Genomic DNA, 18,560 nt, shown 5'->3' on the forward strand with positions numbered 1-18,560 from the left:
GGCGCGCCTGGACTGGAAGGGAACACAAGAATGATAAGCAGAAGAACGATCCTGAAATCCGGCGGCGCTGCCGCCGCCTTCGCCATGGTCGGCGCGCCATCGATCCTGCGCGCCGCCGACACCGTCAAGGTCGGGCTGTCGATCCCGATCACCGGCCTGCAGGCAATCCTCGGCGAGACGCTGCTCAATTGCTACAAGCTCGCCGCCGCCGAACTCAACGCCGCCAACGGCATCGGCGGCCGCCAGGTCGAACTGTTCATCGAGGACAACCAGACCACCACCAAGGGCGCCATCGACAAGGCACGCAAGCTCCTCAATGAGGACAAGGTCGACGTCATCATGGGCACGATCATCTCGCCCGAGCGCAGTGCGACGCTGTCGGTGACGTCGAAGGCCAAGAAGCTGTTCTTCTACCCGACCAATTTCGAGGGCGGCGAGTGCAACCGCTACTTCGTCGCGACCGGCCCGATCCCGATGCAGCAGGTCGACCCGATGATGCCGTGGGTAGCCGAGAACCTCGGCAAGACCATCTACATCATGGCCTCGGACTATGCCTGGCCGCAGAAGATGACCGAGGCGATCACGGCTGCCTACGAGAAGGCCGGCGGCAAGATCATCGGCGCCGACTACTATCCGTTCGGCACCACGGATTTCGGCCCGGCCTTCCAGAAGATCAAGTCGCTGAAGCCCGATGTCGTCTGGTCGATGGTGGTCGGCAACGACGCTGTCACCCAGCTCAAGCAGTATCGCAGCTTCGACATCAAGCAGCCGCTGATCGCGCCGCTCGATGAGGTCTTCAACAAGGACGCGCTGCCGCCCGGCGTCGCCGCCGGCACCTACGCGCCGCAGCCGTACTGGATGGCGCTCGACAATCCGGTCAACAAGAAGTTCATATCGAGCTTCCGCGAAAAATTCGGCCAGGAAAAGATGGTCAACGGCATCGGCGAGGCCGGCTATAACGGCCTGCATCTCTATGCGCTGGCCGCCGAGAAGGCCGGATCGCTGAAGGACGACGATGTGCTCAAGGCGCTGCCGACGATCGAGTTCGACGCGCCGCAAGGCAAGATCCGCGTCGATGCCTCCAACAACCACACGCTCTGCCATTCCTATGTCGGCAAGGCGGCGGCCGACGGCATCAGCTACGAGATCGTCAAGGATTTCGGCACCATCGCGCCGGTCACGCCCTACTGCAAGGTGTAGGCCCTCGCACCCAACCAATCCTGACGGCGGCGTTGCCGCCGCCGTCAGGGCTTCTGTGGCGCCGGCAGCCGCTCGCGCAGTTCGTCGACAAGCACCCTGGTATTTTCGGAATAGTCGATGGGCACGACGACGAGATGCACGCCACCGCCGGCAAAGGCCTGCTCCAGCGCCGGCCGCAATTGGGCGATCTCGCCGACCCTGGTTCCCCTGGCGCCATAGGCCTCGGCGTATTTGACGAAATCAGGGTTGCCGAAGGTCATGCCGAAATCCGGGAACTCGTCGACCGCCTGCTTCCAGCGGATCATGCCATAGGCATGGTCTTCGAGCAGCAGGACGACAAGGTTTAGCTTGAGCCGGACGGCGGTCTCCAGTTCCTGGCTGTTCATCATGAAGCCACCGTCGCCGCAAATGGCCATGACGCGGCGTTGGGGATAGAGCAGTGCCGCCATCATCGCCGACGGCAAGCCGGCGCCCATGGTGGCCAGCGCATTGTCGAGCAGCAGCGTGTTTGCCATGCGCGTGCGGTAATTGCGCGCGAACCAGATCTTGTACATGCCGTTGTCGAGAGCGAGGATCCCGTCCGCCGGCATCACGGCGCGCACGTCATGCACGATGCGTTGCGGCGTGAAGCGGTCCTCGGTGGCGCGCGCGGCGATGCGGCTCAAAATGCCTTCACGCAGCGGCAGCAAGGCCTGTGCATTGGGGATCTTGCCTTCGACGCGGTCGGCCAGCAGCGCCAGAGAGGGGCCAAGGTCGCCGACGATCTCGGCCTGCGGGAAATAGACCTGCTCGACATCGGCTGAGTGATAGCCGACATGGATCACCTTCGGGCCGTTGGTGCCCATGATGAAGGGCGGTTTCTCGACCGTATCGTGGCCGATGGTGATGATCAGATCGGCCTGTTCTATGGCCTCGTGCACGTAGTCGCGCTCCGAGAGCGCCGCCGTCCCCATATAGAGTTCGGTGCCGCCAGGCACGGTCCCCTTGCCCATCTGTGTGGTGAAATAGGGTATCTGTGTGCGCAGCACGAACTGAGCGATATCCGGGGTCACGCGCGGGCGCGACGCCGCCGCGCCGAACATCAACAGCGGACGCTTCGCCTCCATGATCATCCGGGCAGCCCGATGCAGCGCGTCCGCGCCGGCAATGGGCAGGTCGACCGGATGCGTCGGCACCAGCGCGACCGGATCGCACTGGGCCGCCGCTATGTCTTCCGGCAATTCCAGATGCACCGGACCTGGACGCTCCTCCTGCGCGACTCGGAAGGCCTCACGCACCAGCGAGGGGATCATCTTGGGCGAGACGATCTGGCGCGACAGCTTGGTCAGCGGCTTCATCGCAGCGACGATATCGACGATCTGGAAGCGCGCCTGCCGCGATGACAGGATGCCCTTCTGGCCGGTAATCATGATCATCGGCATCGCGCCGAGCAGCGCATAGGCCGCGCCGGTCGTCAGATTGAGCGCGCCCGGGCCAAGCGTGGTGATGCACACGCCCGGCTTGCCCGTGAGTCTGCCGTAGGTAGCGGCCATGAAGGCCGCCGCCTGCTCGTGGCGGGTCAGGATCAACTGGATCGACGAGCGGCGGATGGATTCGACGATATCCAGGTTCTCCTCGCCCGGAATGCCGAAAATCCGCTCGACCCCTTCGTTTTCGAGGGCCGCCACGAACAGATCCGAACCCTTTGTCATGAACCGTCTCTCCTGCAATGCGCACATTCCGTTAGCCACCTTCATATGGCACCGGAACGCGACGCCTCAAAGACCTGAAGCGTTCACTCATTTTGCAGAAGAGACCGAATCCGCGTCTTGCGGGTCAAAGGCGCGTTGAGCAGGCCGCCTTGGGCGATGCAAAGAGCTGCGCCGGCGCGGACCATTGGCTGGCCGGTGCGCCGCGCGTGCCGGTGATCAGCGAGCGCAGTTCCGACAGATAGGTCTGCACGAAGAAGGAGGTCTGGCTTTCCAGCGGCGTATAGGGGCCCGGCCGGTAGGCGCGCGACAGGATGCCGTCGGCATTGTCCTCGGTGATCTTCTTGTCCTGCACCGTGGTCACGTCCCACATCCAGCTGATGGCGTCGGCATCGACGTCCCGATCGGCGTCCTTGTCGACGAGCCAGGTCAGGATGACGTCCGTCTCCATGGCGCTGCGCGGTATCATCTGGAACAGGGTGACATAGTCGTTGGCAGCACTGGCGAAGGACAGCCGTCCGAGGCGGAAGCCGCTTTCGCCGCCATCATAGGCACTGCGGCCGCCCATCAGGCACGAGACCCCCTCGCCCGTATTGGACAAGGTGTTGCGGCCCGAGCCGATCGGCTTGCGGTGCATGGCGAACGGCATGGTGTCGAGGTCGCCCGGCTGCCATGCGCCCTTGTGGAATTCGGCATCGCCGATGGCGCTGTGCCAAGCCTCGATTTCATTCTGCCACTCGACCGCCTTGTCGGCGTCGCGGGTCGCGGTGACTTTGACATGGCCGTTGACGCGGTAATATTCGGGATGCGCCGGCCGGCAATGGTAGCATTCGAGGAAGTTCTCGAGCACCAGCTTCCAGTTCGCCTTGGTCAGGTAGTTCTTGCGGGCGACAATGCGCGCCCGGTCGAGGCCGTTTTCGCGCAACCCATCCGTCAGCCCCGCCGCGACAGGCTCGATGTCGGGCAAGGAATTGGCGTCCAGGCCACAGAACACCAGGCCGCCGAAACTTTTCGAGGGCACGCGATGCAGCCCGAGCGCCTCCGGGTCCACGCTTGGCGGAAGATCCTGCCGCGACTGCAGTTCGCCGGTCAGCCTGAACGACCAGGCGTGATAGGGACAGACCAGAAGCTTGCCGCGGCCATCCTTGGTGCAGAGCCGCGAGCCACGATGGGTGCAGACGTTGTAATAGGCCGCGATGTCCTCCTCGCCGTCACCGAAGCGCACGACGATGATCTCCTCGTCGAAGAGCTGACGCACGATGTAGCGCCCTTTCTCGGGCACTTCGCTGGCGTGGGCGACAAGCACCCATTGGCGCGGGAACCACAGATCCCGCTCCAGCGCGAAGATATCCGGATCTGTATAGAAAGCCTGTTCCAGGGACCAGTCCTGACGCTGCCGGTCAATCAGGCGGACAATCTCGTTTTGATCTATGGGCTGGCTGTTCGGTGTGTTGGCCTGCACGGCGAACACCTTTCTGCACGCTGGCGTTAGGATGATGTTTCGATAGAGTTTGCGATGCCGAAAAGCTTGCCGCAAATACAGAAATGGTAGACCTTCATATCGAAAAGGCATGAAGACAGGACCGGGCCGAATCGTGAAAACCCTCAAGACGTCACTTCCGCTTCTGAACGCCATGGTCGCCTTCGAGGCGGCCGCGCGGCATGGCGGCCTGACACCCGCCGCGCAGGAACTCAACATCGCGCAATCCGCGGTCAGCCGCCACGTCGCCAATCTCGAGAGGCAACTTTCGGTCGAACTGTTCACGCGTCAGGGCAACCGCGTCGCCATTACCGGAGCCGGCATGGCGCTGGCCGAAGCGATCCGCGAAGGGCTAACGACCATCAGGCAAGCGGTGGAGGAGTTGACCGAGCACGACAGCGACACATTCGTGGTCGGCTGCAGCCATGATCTGGCGCAAGCGTGGCTGATGCCCCGCTTCGGCCTGATCACTTCGCTTGTCGCCGATGGCCGCGTGCTGCTGCAGACATCCAACGACTACAGGGATTTCGACCAGCCTGAAGTGGCACTGTCGATCCGCTTCGGCGAACCCGAACAATGGCCTGATCTTGTTGCGGAAAAGCTGTTCGACGGAGAATGGTATCCTGTCTGCGCGCCCGCTTTCCTGGCCCGGCATCCGGCGCTTGCGACGGAAGAGCCGGAGACTTTCCTTGACGTGCCGCTGCTGCATCAGGCGACGCCGCCCAGGGCGATCGACAGCTGGCAATCGTGGATCGGAACCGACCGCAAGCTCGAAGGGCCCAGGTTCACGAGCTATATGTCGATGATACACGAGACCATCGCCGGGCGCGGCGCGGCACTGGCCTGGGCCGGCTTCGCCGACGAGCAGCTTCGCCGCGGCCAACTCATCCGTTTGACCAAGGCCTCGCGTCGCCACGCCGGCTCCTTCCACATCGTGATGCGGAAGAATGCCGGTCCGCTGGTCAGGTCGGTGGCGCAGGCGCTGCTTGGCAGCGTCGGCACCACCTGAGGGATCAGGCTTCGCGGCCAAACCTTGAGGCGTCGTGGCGCGCGCCCCAGGCCGGCATGGCGGCCTCGACCTCGGCTTCCGACTTGAAGGCATCGGAGGCGTAACGGTCGACACGGAAGCGTCCGGGCGACACGAACGGGGTCTGGCCGAGGGCGAGTTCGCAGGCGAGCCGGCCAAGGCCCGGGCCATGGGTGACGCCGCTCTCATTGTCGCCGCCGGCGATCACGACATTGTCGCTGCCGGGGACCTTGCCGACCACGAGGCTGTTGTCGGGTGTGTAGCACGGCACGCCTTGCGCCCAACTCGCGATCTTCGAACCGCGCAGCGGCGGGAAGATCGTCTGCAATTCCGCAAGCTCTTGTTCGGACGTCGCCTGCATCAGTTCCAGATTGTGCGGCTGACCGGGTTCGATGTCGCTGTCGGCCGTTTTGTAGAGAGGTTGATAGTGCCGGCCGGTGCCCCACATGACGGCGCCGAATGTTTCGCGCAGCCACAGCCGCAACTCGCGACACTGGACTGTCGGGATGGTCGACGGCAACCCCCTGTTGTCTGTGACGATGCGCGTCGCGACGACCCGCAGCAGCGGCAGCTGCCAGCCAAGTCCCGCGATCACCTGGTTGTTCCAGGCGCCGGCGGCAACGATCGCGCCATCGGCCTCAATGCTGCCCTGATCGGTTTCGATCGTTACCCGGTCGCCCGCATCCTGGATGGCGGTGACGCGCGTCCCGTTGCGGAAGACGCCGCCAAGCTCGCCGATCTGGCCGGTGAGCACCTTCATCGCCAGGGTAGTATCCATCTGGATGCCGTGCGGGTTGTAAGCCGCCGAATGGACGCGCGCCGGATCGACCAGGCCCTGCATCTTCTGGCCGATCTGCACGGCGTTCAGATCCTGCATTTCCGGCGGCGCGTAGGGAGAGTCCAGCACCGGACGCACGAAGCGCTCGCGTCCATCCTCGGTCAGCGCCATGATCAAGGTGCCGTTCGGCCGGTAGCCGATCTCGACGCCGACCTCGTGCAGCCGGCGATAGAAATCGAGCCCGTACTGCTGAAGCTGAAAACCCTCCTCGCCGAGCGGGATCATGCCCGCGGACCAGTGGGAGACGAAACCCGCACCGGCGCCGGTAGTCGCCGCGCCCGGCTGACCCGCATCGATGATGGTCACCTGGCGCACGCCGGACCGCAGCAGATGCACGGCCGCGCTGCAGCCGATGATGCCACCGCCGATCACGGCGATATGTCGGTTGCTGCCTCCGGTGTGGTTGCCGTTTGTGCTCATCTCTTCTGTTCTCCCTTCACTGATGGCGCGGTCCCGCAGGCAGGGCCGATATGTCTTTCCAGCCACCACAGGATGCGCGCGGCGCTGTCGATATATTCGGGGTAACCGCGCAGGCTGTGCCCAGCCTTCGGATAGATGACGAGAGCGCTCGGCGCTCCGGATCTCAGGGCCGCGAAATGGCATTCCTCGGCCTGTCCCGGCGGCGTGCTCTTGTCGATGGCGCCGGCCATGATCAGCGACGGCACGATTTTCTTCTGCTTGTGGAAGGCGGGGCTGCGCGAAAAATACTCGCCGCCGGATTGCCACGGCGACGTCGTCAGCATGATCTCGTCAAATTCAGGGATTTGCGACGTGCGGTGCTGGCTATACCAGTCGCCAACCGGAGAGATCGGCACCGCCGCGGCGAAGCGGTCGCTCTGCGAGGGCAGCCAGGCTGACATGAAGCCGCCATAGCTGGTGCCGGTTACGGCGACGCGCGTGGCATCGACCAGCCCGCGCGCTACCAGCGCGTCGACCCCGCTGATGATGTCCCGCGCGTCGGCGCCGCCCATGTCGCCCTTGACGGCACGGGCAAAGTCGTCGCCGCGCCCGGTGCTGCCACGCGGGTTCGGGAACAGGATCGTCCAGCCACGGCTGACAAGAATGGCGCCGGCGCGGGAACGGCCAAGCCAGCGGTTGCGGTGCGCCGAAACCGGCCCGCCATGAACGTCCACCAGGAGCGGCGTCGGGGTCGTCGCGCCAGACGGCCGCACCAACCAGCCCTGGATCGTCAGCCCGTCCGGCGCACTCCACTCGAAAGGTTCGACCGCGCCGCAGGCGGCCATCGTCTTGGCAGCACCGGGCGCGGCCAGCGAGGCCAGTTCAACAATGGAGCCATCCATCTCTTCGGCCAGGAACGGCGCGCGCGACCAGGATTCGGCGATGAACAGCGAGCCCCTGTCCCCGATCGGGTAAGACGCGGGCACCCACTCGCCATGGGTGAGTTCGCGCGACGCCCAATGATGCGTCGCGATCGCACGGTCGAGCGAGAAATCGCCGCTCACGGTTTCTGGGCCGCCAGCACCAGCAAAATGGATGACCGTTGCCGAACGCCATTCGACCGATGTCACATCGATGCCCGGCGTGTCGGCAATTACAACCGCGCCGGTTTTCAGATCAAGGATGGAAAGCAGGCCCGCGACCAGCCCGCGATCGCTGCAGAATGCCTGGACGAAGGCGACCTTGTCTCCGCCCGGACCGCCCCTGACGCAGCCGATCTGGTCCTTTGGCGTATGGATCGTCCGCGCGGAGCCCGAGCCGGCGTCGACCAGCGCCAGGTGCGCCCTATACCAGCTGCCCTCGCTGTGATCGTCGCTGACCAGGGCGGCAATGCTGTTATTGCCGAACCAGCTCGCTTCCCAGACATTCAGCGGCGAGGCGGTGAGCGGGCGGGCGGCACCTTCGAGATCCCAGATCCATATGCGGCGCCAAAGGTCCTCGCCCTCGCCCAGCCGAACCTCGGGCAGCCAGGCGACGGCTTCCGCCTGTTGTTTCTGGGCATAGCCGCCGTGGATACCGGCAAGGTCGGCCGCGGTTCCGGCAACCACCAGAAGAAGTTTCTTGCCATCCGGCGACCAGTCAAGCTGTTCGATGCGCCCTTGCAGGGCGGCACTCACGACAACGGCACTGTCGGACCATATCTCGATCAGGTCCGTCGCGGGACCGTCACCCTGGCAGGCGAATGCGAGCCGCGACCCGTCAGGCGACAAACGGATCTGCCGCGCTTCCTTTTCGCTCAGCCGTTTGAGCGGACCGCCACCGCGTGCGACCTGGTAGAGCCTGCTCGCGGGTCCATCCTCGATCGTTCCCTCGAAACTGTGGCCGATGAAATGGAGTTGTCCCGCGCCATGATGGCCGCACAGCGAGCGGCCGCCGAAGACGTGGCCGGGGGCGCCCAGAAGATCGCTGTAGAAGCCGTGGACGGCTTCGAATTCCACCGAGGAGCGAAAATCCCGTTGCATCGGATACCCTCATAATCATGCGTTGCGGACACCACCGCGCGGAGCCGCGCCGCCCTGTCCTGATGGCAACGACGGCGACCATACAGGCTCAATCGGAGCTGTCTAGACACATGTGTCTGTGGCCTGATAGTTGATGGGCACTGCATCTGGATCATGCGACCGGAACGCTGATTGATCCGGCATTCCGAGATTTTGGTACTGCCGAGAGAGCGAGGAAAAAGTGACCGTTTCGAATGCCGCCCGGGCAATTTTTGACAGTGAAATCATTTGGGACGCGCATTCCGGCTTCATGCCGGATCCGGCGGCGGACCTGAACAATCTGCAGATCTGGCGCGATGCCGGCATCGACTATCTGTCGATCGACGTCGGCTTCGATCTGTTGCCCTGGGAGCAGACTGTCAGGACGCTGGCGAATTTCCGCCACTGGATCCTTTCCAATTCCAAGCACTACACTCTGGTCTCCTCGGTCACGGAAATCCGCAAGGCCAAGGCCGAGGGCAAACTCGCGATCACCTTCGACATAGAGGGCATGAACGCGCTCGACGGCCGCATCGAGATGGTGGAGTTCTATCACCAGCTCGGCGTGCGCCAGATCCTGTTTGCGTACAACAGGAACAATCTGGCCGGCGGCGGTTGCCACGATGTCGAGACCAGCCTGACAGCGTTCGGCCGCGAGGTCATCGACGAGATGAACCGTCTCGGCATGTTTGTCGACGTCACGCATACCGGCTACCGCACTTCAATGGAGGTCATGGAGTATTCCAACCGGCCGGTCATCTTCTCGCACTCCAACCCCAAGGCGCTTTGCGGCCACGGCCGCAACATCACCGACGATCAGATCAAGGCCTGCGCGCGCACCGGCGGCATTGTCGCGATTGTCGGGCTCAATCGTTTCCTCGGCGAAGGCCGGACGGATTCGGAGAGGCTGGCCGACCACATCGAATATCTCGTCGATCTGATCGGCCCGCGCCATGTCGGCATCGGGCTGGACTACGCTTTCCCGGTCGACGTCAAGGGCATCGACCGCATCATCTCCGACAACCCGCAATTCTGGCCCAAGAGCGAATATCCGGAAGGCGCTACGACCTACTCGGCCCCTGGCCAGATGCGCGAACTGGCCGAAGTCCTGCTGCGTCGTGGCCAATCGGAGCAGGCAGTGCGCGACGTCATGGGCGGCAATTTCATGCGGCTGGCGACCGAGATCTGGAAGTAGTCGAGAACGCGGGCCGCGCTTCAGCTTTTGATCCAGCTTCCGCCGACCGGCGGGCCAGCTCGCCCGGAGGGCGGGTCGATCGCATTTCGACCCCCGCCGGAGTGCCGGCAGGGGCGGATCGGATATCGGGATTTTGCGCAAGACCGGCCATATCCAAGATTCGAACATGCCAGCAAAATTTTCGCTAGACATACATGTCTATCCCTAGCAGTTTTAGCCGACCGATAAATTCGGCGCGGTTCAAAAAAGCCAGCAGATCAAGCACGACAATTAAAACAGCAGAGGGGTAGAGCATGTCCATTTTTACCGACACCAGGGTTTCGCGACGCAGCCTGCTGGCTGGAGCCGGAGCCTTTGGTCTTGCCTCGATGGTCAATCCGAAAATCTCCTGGTCGGCCGATGGCCCGATCCTGAAGGTGCGCTCATACTCCGACATCCAGACGCTCGACCCCTGCTTCCGGCTGGCCGCGCCCGAAGGCGATATCACCAGCGTCATTTTCGCCGGGCTCGTCGTCACCACGCCTGGCGAGAGCTGGGGCTGGCGGCCGATGGCGGCCGAGACGATCACGCAGCTCGACCCGCTGACGGTCGCCTTCAAACTGCGCGACAATATCGGCTTCACCGACGGCTATGGCCAGATGACCGCGGAAGACGTCAAATTCTCGATCGAGCGCATCGCCGACCCGGCCAACAAGAGCCCCTATTCAGGCGACTGGGCGACGCTCAAGGAAGTCGAGGTCAAGGACAAGCTCTCTGGCATCATCCATCTCAAGCAGGCATTCGCGCCGCTGTGGACATCCACCTTGCCGACGCCGTCCGGGACCATCCTGTCCAAGAAAGCCATCACCGAACTCGGCGGCAAGTTGGGCGTCAAGCCGGTTGCGCAGTCGGGCCCCTACATACTGAAGGAATGGCTGCCCAAGCAGCGCACGGTGCTGGTGCGCAACCCTGACTGGAAGTACGAGCCGGGCGGCTTTGCCGAGATCCACATCCATCCGATCGAGGACGAGAAGACAGGCGAACTCGGCTACGAGGCCGGCGATCTCGACTACACCTGGACCGCGGTCTCCTCGATCTCGCGGCTGAAACAGACGCCGCCGCCGAAGACCAAGGTCGTCGAGAAGCCGTCGCTGGCCTTCGTCTGGCTGGGCATGAACCAGGATGTCGCGCCGTTCAACAATCCGAACATGCGCCGCGCGGTGCAATATGCCGTGGACCGCAAGGCGGTCGTCGATGCGGCCTATTTCGGCGCGGCCGCCACCGCAACCGGCATCATCGCGCCCGGCCTGCCCGGCCACCGCGAGAAGAACCTCTTCGACTACGATCCGGACCGCGCCCGCGACATGATCGCCAAGGAGGGGCTCGCCGGCACCACGATCACGCTCGACATCCTCAACAAGACCGAGCGCCTGACCGCCGCTCAGGTCGTGCAGTCGAACCTGCAGGATGTCGGCCTCAACGTCGAGATCAAGCAGAACGACAGCGGCACCTTCTGGACGCTCGGCGCCAAGGAAGGCGACTACTGGAAGAAGCTGCAGATGATCATCAGCCGCTTCTCCATGCAGCCGGATCCAAGCTGGGCCACCGCGTGGTTCACACGCGACCAGATCGGCGTCTGGAACTGGGAGCGTTTCTCCAGCGAGGAATTCGACAAGCTCAATGCCGAGGGCATGGTCGAACTCGATCCGGCCAAGCGCGATGTCATCTACAAGAAGCTGCAGGACCTGATGGAGGAAAACGGCAACTACGTCTTCCTCACCCACGAAGTCACCGGCGTCATGTATCGCGACTCGGTCGTGGCCGGCCTGAAGCCGAACGGTGAACCAGTGTTCACCGATTTCAAACCGGCATGACATCGACCCGCGGGGGGCTGCCCCCGCCGGAGACGTTCCGACGGGTAATGACATGATCCGCTACGCCCTCAAGCGCCTGTGGCTGGGCGCCATCATCATCAGCTTCGCGCTGATGATGATGTTCGCCATGGTTTACCTCATCCCCGGCGACCCGGCCTCGGTCGCGCTGGGACCACGCGCGACGCCGGAGATGAAGGAGGCGTTGCGCGAGCGCATGGGCCTGGATCAGCCCGTCTGGCGGCAATTCGCGAACTTCTATGGATCAGCCTTGCATGGCGATCTCGGCACGGAAGTCTTGTCCGACCGGCCGGTGCTCAACGTGGTGATGGAGCAACTGCCGTTCACGCTGGCGCTCATCATCGGCGGCATCACCTGGTCGGTGGCGCTCGGCATTCCGCTCGGCTGCATCGCGGCGGTGCGGCGCGGCGGCTTCGTCGACCAAGTGATCGGCGTATTGTCGGTGGCGATGATAGCGGTGCCGTCCTTCGTCGTCGCCATCTATTCGCTACTGGTCTTTGCCGTTGCCCTGCAATGGCTGCCGGCAATCGGTGCCGGCGACCCCGGAAACCTCGCCAGCCAGCTTCAGCATCTCATCCTGCCGTCATTGGCGGTCGGGCTTGGCTGGATCGGCTATATCTCGCGCATGGTGCGCGCCTCGATGCTGGAGACGCTCGAGGCCAGCCATATCCGCACGGCGCGCGCCTTCGGCCTGCCGGAACACCGCATCATCTACACCTACGCGCTGCGCATCGCCGTGCTGCCGACCATCACCCTGCTCGGCGTCGGCATCGGCCACATGCTTTCGTCTTCGGTCTTCGCCGAAATCGTCTTTGCCCGCCCTGGCATCGGCAAGCTGGTCTATGAAGCGATTTCGGTGCGCAACTACCCCATCGTCTCCGGAGCCGTGCTGGTCACCACGGTCTTCTTCGTCCTGGTCAACGTAGTGGCAGACATACTGGTCGGCCTATTGGATCCCCGTGTCAGATCAAGTTTCAACTGAGCTGTCCTTTCGCGGCAGCCGCCTCGGCGGCGTGTGGCGCACCGTGCGCCGCATCATGCGCGAGCCGCTCGGCGCCATCGGCCTGACGCTGGTGGCGGTGGTGGTGCTTTCGGCTGTGTTCGCCGGTGTCCTGACCAGCTATACGCCGAGCAAGATTTCGCCGGCCGAGCGCTTCGCCTCGCCCAGCCTTATGCACTTGCTCGGCACCGACCATCTCGGCCGCGATCTCTTCACCCGGGTTCTCTACGGCGGACGCGTCGCGCTGATGATCGCGCTGGGTTCAACCCTGGTGTCGCTGATTGTCGGCGTGGTGCTGGGCCTGATCGCCGGCTATGGCCCGCGATGGCTAGACAATGTGCTGCTGCTTATCTTCGATGCGGTGAAGAGTTTCCCGACCGTCATGCTGGCGCTGACGCTGGTCACCCTGTTCGGCCCTTCGCTCTACGCGGTGGTGCTGGTGGTGATGCTGGTCAACGTACCGGGCTATGCGCGCATCATCCGCACCCAGACGCTGGTGCTCAAATCCGCCGAACATGTCATGGCGGCCCGCTCGATGGGCGCAAGCGCCAGCCGCATCCTGCGCGTCCATATCCTGCCCAACATCATTGGCCCAATCCTGATCCTGGTGTCGATGGACATCCCCGTGGTGGTGGCGATCGAGGCCGGCATGAGCTTCCTCGGGCTTGGCGTGCGGCCGCCGACACCGAGTTGGGGCGCAATCCTCAATGACGGCTTCGCCAACATCCGTGATTCCTACTGGATCGTGATCGCCGGCGGCCTGCCGATCGTGCTGACCACACTCGGCTTCACCTTCTTTGGCGAGACCTTGCGCGATCTCTTTGATCCCCGGCTGAAGGGACGGTCATGACGGTTCTCGCGGTCAAGAATCTCAGCGTTGCCTTCCACACCGAGAGCGGCCGGCTGGAGGCGCTGAAAGACGTCAGCTTTTCCGTACCCTCCAACCGCAGCGTCGGCGTGGTCGGCGAATCCGGCTGCGGGAAGTCGACGCTGATCAACGCCATACTCGGCCTGCTCGCCGATAATGGCGAGATCTCGTCGGGCGAGATCGTCTTCGAAGGCGACAAAGACCTCACCCGACTTGACCAGACCGCGATGCGCGGGCTGCGTGGCCGCAGGATCGCCACCGTGTTCCAGGATCCGATGGGCGCGCTCAATCCCGTGCTTTCGGTGGGACGGCAGATGCGTGATATCCAGTATCGCTCAGGCCTGTCGAAGCGGGACAAGGACGCGCGCTCGGTCGCCATGCTGCGCAAGGTCCGCATTCCCGATCCGGAAAGCCGGCTGGCGCAGTTTCCGCACGAATTCTCCGGCGGCATGAAGCAGCGCATCGCCATCGCCATGGCGCTGATGATGGAGCCGGCGCTGCTGATTGCCGACGAGCCGACCACCGCGCTCGACGCGACGCTGGAGGTGGCCACCATCGAGTTGCTCAAGGACCTGCAGCGCGAGATCGGCTGCTCGGTGCTTTTCATCTCGCATCACCTGGGGGTTATCGCCGAACTCTGCGACGAGATGATCGTCATGTATGCCGGCGAAGTGGTGGAGAGCGGCACGACCCGCGAGATCTTCCATGATGCGCGTCATCCCTATACGCAAAAGCTGCTCGCCTGCGATCCGGCGCGGCTGTCGCACCGGGTCGCCCGCCTGCCGACCATCGCTGGAACCTTGCCGGACCTGCGCCGGCGGCCGAGCGGCTGCGTCTTCCAACCGCGTTGCGACCGCGCCGATGCGCAATGCCTGACGACGCCTCCCAACGCTCCACTTGGCGGATCTCATATTGCCCGATGCTGGCACGTGGACGTTCCCCTGGGGGTGATGAGCGCATGAGCTCCGATGACCTGCTCCGCGTCAGCGATTTACGCGTCTCGTTCCGGGTTGGCGGGCTGACCGCCAAGCTGGCTGGCCGCGCCACGGAGATCGAGGCGGTTTCCGGTGTCAGCTTCAACCTGCGGCGCGGGACCACTTTCGCGCTGGTGGGCGAATCCGGCTCTGGCAAGACCACTCTCGCACGCACGATCAATGGTCTTCAGCCCGTCAAATCAGGCACGATCCTGTTCGAAGGACAGGAGTTGCAAGGTCTTTCCAACGCCGAGATGAAGCCGGTGCGGCGGCGCATGCCGATGATGTTCCAGGATCCGATCGGGTCGCTGTCGCCACGGCTCAGCGTGCGATCGCTGCTGTCGGAGCCCTTCGTCATCCATGGGCTCTCCAACCGTGATCTCAACGCCGAGGTCACACGGCTTCTGACGCTGGTCGGGCTGCCGCGCGAGTTCGCCGACCGCTATCCGCACCAGTTGTCCGGCGGCCAGGCACGCCGCGTCGGCGTCGCGCGGGCGATCGCGCTCGATCCGGTGCTGGTGGTTGCCGACGAGCCGACGGCCGGCCTCGATGTTTCCGTACAGGGCGAGGTGCTGAACCTGCTCAACGATCTGCGCGACCACATGGGCCTGTCGATGCTGATCATCACCCACAATCTGCATGTGGTGCGCCAGATCGCCGACCGCATGGCGGTGATGTATCTCGGCCGCTTTGTCGAACAGGGCGAGACCGAAGCGATCTTCCGCGCGCCGCATCATCCCTATACGGCGGCACTTCTATCGGCCAATCCGGAGCCCGATCCCGACAGGATGCACCAGCGCATCACGCTGCCGGCGGACGTGCCGTCGCTGCTGGCGCGGCCCAAGGGCTGTGAGTTCCATACACGCTGCCCGCAAGCACAAGACCGTTGCGCGGTCGATGCCCCTATCCCGGCCGCTGTAGGCGACAGCCGTCTGACCTGCCATTTCCCGCTGAACACATAAGGACAGCTCTCGGCACAAATATTGGCCGGGGCGTTGAGAGGAGCCGCCATGCAAGATATCCGCGTCATCACCGATTTTCCGCGCAAGGTGCGCGAGATCGAGAACCTCTGGATTCCGATGCCGGACGGCGTCAAGCTGGCGGCGCGCATCTGGTTGCCGGAAGACGCCGACGCCGATCCGGTGCCGGCGATCCTTGAATACCTGCCCTATCGCAAGCGCGACGGGACCGTGGAGCGCGATGCGCTGACGCACCCCTATTTCGCCGGGCACGGCTATGCCGGCGTGCGTGTCGACATGCGCGGCTCGGGCGACAGCGAAGGGCTGTGCAAGGGCGAGTATCTGAAGCAGGAACAGGACGACTGCCTGGCGGTGATCGAATGGTTGGCCCGGCAACCCTGGTGCTCGGGCAGTGTCGGCATGATCGGCATCAGTTGGGGTGGCTTCAATGGACTGCAGGTCGCCGCCCGGCGCCCGCCGGCGCTGAAGGCTATCATCTCGCTGTGCTCGACCGACGACCGCTACAATGACGACGTGCATTACCTTGGCGGCGCCATGATGTGCGACAATCTGATGTGGGGAACGACTGCCTGGGCAATCGCCATGACGCCACCTGATCCGCTGATCGTCGGCGACCGCTGGCGCGATCTCTGGGAGCAGCGACTGAATGGCAACGGCATATGGATGCAGGACTGGTTCGAACACCAGCGCCGCGACGATTTCTACAAGCATGGCTCGATCTGCGAGGACTATGCCGATGTCGAAATCCCGGTCTACGCCGTGGGCGGCTGGGCCGACGGCTATCCCAACCCGATCTTCCGCATGCTGGAAAATCTGCCCGGTCCCCGCAAGGGCCTGATCGGCCCCTGGGGGCACAAATATCCCCACTTCGCCATGCCCGGCCCGCGCATGGGCTTCCTGCAGGAATGCCTGCGCTGGTGGGACCAGTATCTGAAGGGGATCGACACCGGCATTGCCGACGAGCCTATGCTGCGCGCATGGATCCAGGATCCGGCGCGGCCGGCAGCGATCTATGATGAGCGGCCTGGCCGCTGGGTGGCCGAGCCGTCCTGGCCGGGACCGGGCGTCGGGCAAAAGGTGCTGAACCTTGCACCCCATGTGCTGAGCGAGGCCAAGGGCGATAACGCGATCCTGGAGATTTCATCGCCACAGACGGCCGGCCTGTCTTCAGGCGCCTGGTGTGGTTACGGCGTCATGCCGACCTTGCCGGTCGACCAGCGGACCGAGGAAGGCAACGCCCTCATCTTCGAGACGGCGCCTTTGACCGAAGCGCTCGAGATCCTCGGCTTCCCCGAATTCGAGGTCAAGCTCGCCTCCGACAAACCGGTCGCGCTCCTCTCCGCTACCCTGTCGCAGGTGTTCGCGGACGGCGCGGCCTCACGTGTCAGCTACGGTATCCTCAACCTCAGCCATCGCAACGGCGACCTGGAGATCGAGCCGCTGGTGCCAGGGCAAGCGGAAATAGTGCGCATCAAGCTGCGCTGCTGCGGGCAGCGTTTCGAGGCCGGCGAGCGCATCCGGCTGGCGCTGGCGACGTCGCACTGGCCGATCGTCTTCCCGACGGCCGAACAGGCGACGCTGTCGATCCATTGCGGCGACAGCCGGCTGATCCTGCCGGTGCGAGCACCGCAAAAGCTGGACGACACGCTGGGAGCATTCCTCGGCCCGGAGAGCGCCAGCCCGATGGAGCAGGAGGTGCTGGCCAAGGGCGACGGCTTCCAGCGCTCGGTGTCGACCGACCAGATCACCGGCGAGACCGTCTACCAAGTGATCAATGACGGCGGTACGGTGCGGCACCCGCATACGGGAATGACCCTTTCGGCAAGGCATGTCGACCGCTTCACCATCCACCCCGACGATCCGAACACGGCGGTCGGCACCTGTACATGGGAGAAATCCTACGGCAGGGGCGACTGGCAAGCGCGTGTTTCGGTCAAGGCGACGGTGCGCGGGCTGCGCGATGTCTGGCGGATCGAGACCCACATCACCGCGCATGATCGCAACGAGGTGGTCGTCGACCGAAGCGAGGTCAAGGAGTATCCGCGCGACCTCAACTGAGAGGCCCGGCGCGGCTCGCGATCACGCCATCAATTTCGGCAAGGCGGCCGCCAGCGCATCGACTGCGAGCCGCACCTTGAGCGGCAGATGCGGCGTCCGCAGCCAAAGGGCGTGGCAGTCATACAGATAGCGCGGCTTGTCCGATAACAGCAACACCAGCGCACCGGCTCGAATGCGCTCGCGAACCAACCACCAGGGCAGCCACGCCAGCCCCATGCCTTCGACCGCAGCATCGGCGATGGCATCGAGATCGTCGAGCCGCAGCCGGCCGCTGGGCACGATCTCCTGCGCTGCTTGCCCTTCACGTGCAAGCAGCCAGGGCTGAACGACCTGGCCGAGCCGGCGATAGACGATTGCCTGATGATCGGCGAGGTCCTCGATCCGCCGCGGTTCGCCATGGCGTTGCAGATAGGAGGGCGCGGCGCAAACGATCATGCCCTGACGCGCAACACGGCGCGCGATCACGCCAGCCTTGTCGTCCAGATCGCCGGTCCGGATGGCGAGATCGTAGCCGTCCTCGGCAAGATCGGCGAAGCGGTCGCTGAGTGACAGGTCGAGTTCCAGCATCGGATACTGTCGCGCCAGCTTCAGCAGCACGGGGGTCACGCAGTGGCGGCCGAAATGCGCCGGCATGGTGACGCGCAGTTTTCCGCGCGGTTCGGAGAGTTGGTCGGCGGCCAGCACATCGGCGGCTTCCGCTTCGGCCAGCACGACCCGGCAGCGTTCGTAATAGGCGCGGCCGAAATCGGTCAGGCTCTGACGGCGCGTGGTGCGGTTGATGAGGCGCACACCCAGCCGTTCTTCGAGAAAGCGGACATGCTTGCCCACCATAGGTCCGGACAGGTCGAGCGCGACCGCGGCAGCCGCGAACGAGCCAAGGTCGGCCGCCTTGATGAAGACGGCCATGCTCTCAAGCCGATCCATATTCGAAACCTTCGGTTTC

The 18,560-nt window shown here is 64.1% G+C and carries 14 protein-coding genes; 9 read left to right on the top strand and 5 right to left on the bottom strand.

Going from position 1 to position 18,560, the window contains the following annotated elements; all coding sequences use genetic code 11:
• The first annotated feature begins 30 nt into the window (after positions 1–30).
• Positions 31–1,200 (top strand): substrate-binding protein, encoded by a 1,170-nt coding sequence (locus EB231_RS27640; RefSeq protein ID WP_172351599.1) that lies wholly within the window; start codon positions 31–33, stop codon positions 1,198–1,200.
• A 44-nt stretch (positions 1,201–1,244) separates the two neighbouring features.
• Here EB231_RS27640 and EB231_RS27645 read toward each other — a convergent pair whose 3' ends face one another.
• Both EB231_RS27645 and EB231_RS27650 read right to left on the bottom strand, forming a co-directional pair.
• A complete protein-coding gene (locus EB231_RS27645; protein ID WP_172351600.1) occupies positions 1,245–2,891 on the bottom strand; it encodes an acetolactate synthase large subunit in 1,647 nt (548 codons plus the stop codon).
• Between the two features lie 124 nt (positions 2,892–3,015).
• Positions 3,016–4,350 carry an aromatic ring-hydroxylating oxygenase subunit alpha gene (locus tag EB231_RS27650; protein ID WP_172351601.1) on the bottom strand — a complete coding sequence of 445 codons (1,335 nt, stop codon included), beginning with the start codon at positions 4,348–4,350 and terminating at the stop codon, positions 3,016–3,018.
• A 133-nt stretch (positions 4,351–4,483) separates the two neighbouring features.
• Here EB231_RS27650 and EB231_RS27655 point away from each other — a divergent pair, with 133 nt between their 5' ends.
• Complete coding sequence (locus tag EB231_RS27655; RefSeq protein ID WP_172351602.1) at positions 4,484–5,377, top strand: LysR family transcriptional regulator; 894 nt, start codon at positions 4,484–4,486, stop codon at positions 5,375–5,377.
• Between the two features lie 4 nt (positions 5,378–5,381).
• Here EB231_RS27655 and EB231_RS27660 read toward each other — a convergent pair whose 3' ends face one another.
• Both EB231_RS27660 and EB231_RS27665 read right to left on the bottom strand, forming a co-directional pair.
• The gene (locus tag EB231_RS27660) at positions 5,382–6,653 is read right to left on the bottom strand and encodes an NAD(P)/FAD-dependent oxidoreductase (protein WP_172351603.1); all 1,272 of its coding nucleotides are present in this window, start codon (positions 6,651–6,653) and stop codon (positions 5,382–5,384) included.
• Positions 6,650–8,653, bottom strand: a complete 2,004-nt coding sequence (locus EB231_RS27665; protein WP_172351604.1) for an alpha/beta hydrolase family protein — start codon at positions 8,651–8,653, stop codon at positions 6,650–6,652. The genes EB231_RS27660 and EB231_RS27665 overlap by 4 nt, the downstream gene beginning before the upstream one ends.
• Before the next feature lie 220 nt (positions 8,654–8,873).
• Here EB231_RS27665 and EB231_RS27670 point away from each other — a divergent pair, with 220 nt between their 5' ends.
• The 7 genes from EB231_RS27670 (at position 8,874) to EB231_RS27700 (ending at position 17,617) form a co-directional block, all read left to right on the top strand.
• A complete protein-coding gene (locus EB231_RS27670) occupies positions 8,874–9,866 on the top strand; it encodes a dipeptidase (RefSeq protein ID WP_172351605.1) in 993 nt (330 codons plus the stop codon).
• Between the two features lie 293 nt (positions 9,867–10,159).
• On the top strand, positions 10,160–11,719 hold the full coding sequence (locus EB231_RS27675; protein ID WP_172351606.1) for an ABC transporter substrate-binding protein: 1,560 nt from the start codon (positions 10,160–10,162) through the stop codon (positions 11,717–11,719).
• Positions 11,720–11,771: 52 nt separating this feature from the next.
• A complete protein-coding gene (locus EB231_RS27680) occupies positions 11,772–12,719 on the top strand; it encodes an ABC transporter permease (RefSeq protein WP_172351607.1) in 948 nt (315 codons plus the stop codon).
• Positions 12,697–13,587 carry an ABC transporter permease gene (locus tag EB231_RS27685; RefSeq protein WP_246740731.1) on the top strand — a complete coding sequence of 297 codons (891 nt, stop codon included), beginning with the start codon at positions 12,697–12,699 and terminating at the stop codon, positions 13,585–13,587. Before EB231_RS27680 ends, EB231_RS27685 begins: the two co-directional genes overlap by 23 nt.
• Positions 13,584–14,567, top strand: coding sequence for an ABC transporter ATP-binding protein (locus tag EB231_RS27690; protein WP_172351608.1), 984 nt, complete (start codon positions 13,584–13,586; stop codon positions 14,565–14,567). The genes EB231_RS27685 and EB231_RS27690 overlap by 4 nt, the downstream gene beginning before the upstream one ends.
• Complete coding sequence (locus EB231_RS27695) at positions 14,564–15,541, top strand: ABC transporter ATP-binding protein (protein ID WP_172351609.1); 978 nt, start codon at positions 14,564–14,566, stop codon at positions 15,539–15,541. The genes EB231_RS27690 and EB231_RS27695 overlap by 4 nt, the downstream gene beginning before the upstream one ends.
• A gap of 48 nt (positions 15,542–15,589) precedes the next feature.
• On the top strand, positions 15,590–17,617 hold the full coding sequence (locus tag EB231_RS27700) for a CocE/NonD family hydrolase (RefSeq protein WP_172351610.1): 2,028 nt from the start codon (positions 15,590–15,592) through the stop codon (positions 17,615–17,617).
• Between the two features lie 21 nt (positions 17,618–17,638).
• Here the strand turns inward: EB231_RS27700 and EB231_RS27705 are convergent, their stop codons facing one another.
• Positions 17,639–18,541 (bottom strand): LysR family transcriptional regulator, encoded by a 903-nt coding sequence (locus tag EB231_RS27705; RefSeq protein WP_172351611.1) that lies wholly within the window; start codon positions 18,539–18,541, stop codon positions 17,639–17,641.
• Positions 18,542–18,560: the final 19 nt, after the last annotated feature.

Source organism: Mesorhizobium sp. NZP2298 (genome assembly GCF_013170825.1).
Classification (GTDB): Bacteria; Pseudomonadota; Alphaproteobacteria; order Rhizobiales; family Rhizobiaceae; genus Mesorhizobium.

Coding starts and splice junctions, on each gene's coding strand:
- EB231_RS27705 (WP_172351611.1), bottom strand. CDS start 18,541: ATGGATCGGCTTGAGAGCATGGCCGTCTTCATCAAGGCGGCCGACCTT.
- EB231_RS27695 (WP_172351609.1), top strand. CDS start 14,564: ATGAGCTCCGATGACCTGCTCCGCGTCAGCGATTTACGCGTCTCGTTC.
- EB231_RS27660 (WP_172351603.1), bottom strand. CDS start 6,653: ATGAGCACAAACGGCAACCACACCGGAGGCAGCAACCGACATATCGCC.
- EB231_RS27640 (WP_172351599.1), top strand. CDS start 31: ATGATAAGCAGAAGAACGATCCTGAAATCCGGCGGCGCTGCCGCCGCC.
- EB231_RS27645 (WP_172351600.1), bottom strand. CDS start 2,891: ATGACAAAGGGTTCGGATCTGTTCGTGGCGGCCCTCGAAAACGAAGGG.
- EB231_RS27675 (WP_172351606.1), top strand. CDS start 10,160: ATGTCCATTTTTACCGACACCAGGGTTTCGCGACGCAGCCTGCTGGCT.
- EB231_RS27690 (WP_172351608.1), top strand. CDS start 13,584: ATGACGGTTCTCGCGGTCAAGAATCTCAGCGTTGCCTTCCACACCGAG.
- EB231_RS27700 (WP_172351610.1), top strand. CDS start 15,590: ATGCAAGATATCCGCGTCATCACCGATTTTCCGCGCAAGGTGCGCGAG.
- EB231_RS27665 (WP_172351604.1), bottom strand. CDS start 8,653: ATGCAACGGGATTTTCGCTCCTCGGTGGAATTCGAAGCCGTCCACGGC.
- EB231_RS27680 (WP_172351607.1), top strand. CDS start 11,772: ATGATCCGCTACGCCCTCAAGCGCCTGTGGCTGGGCGCCATCATCATC.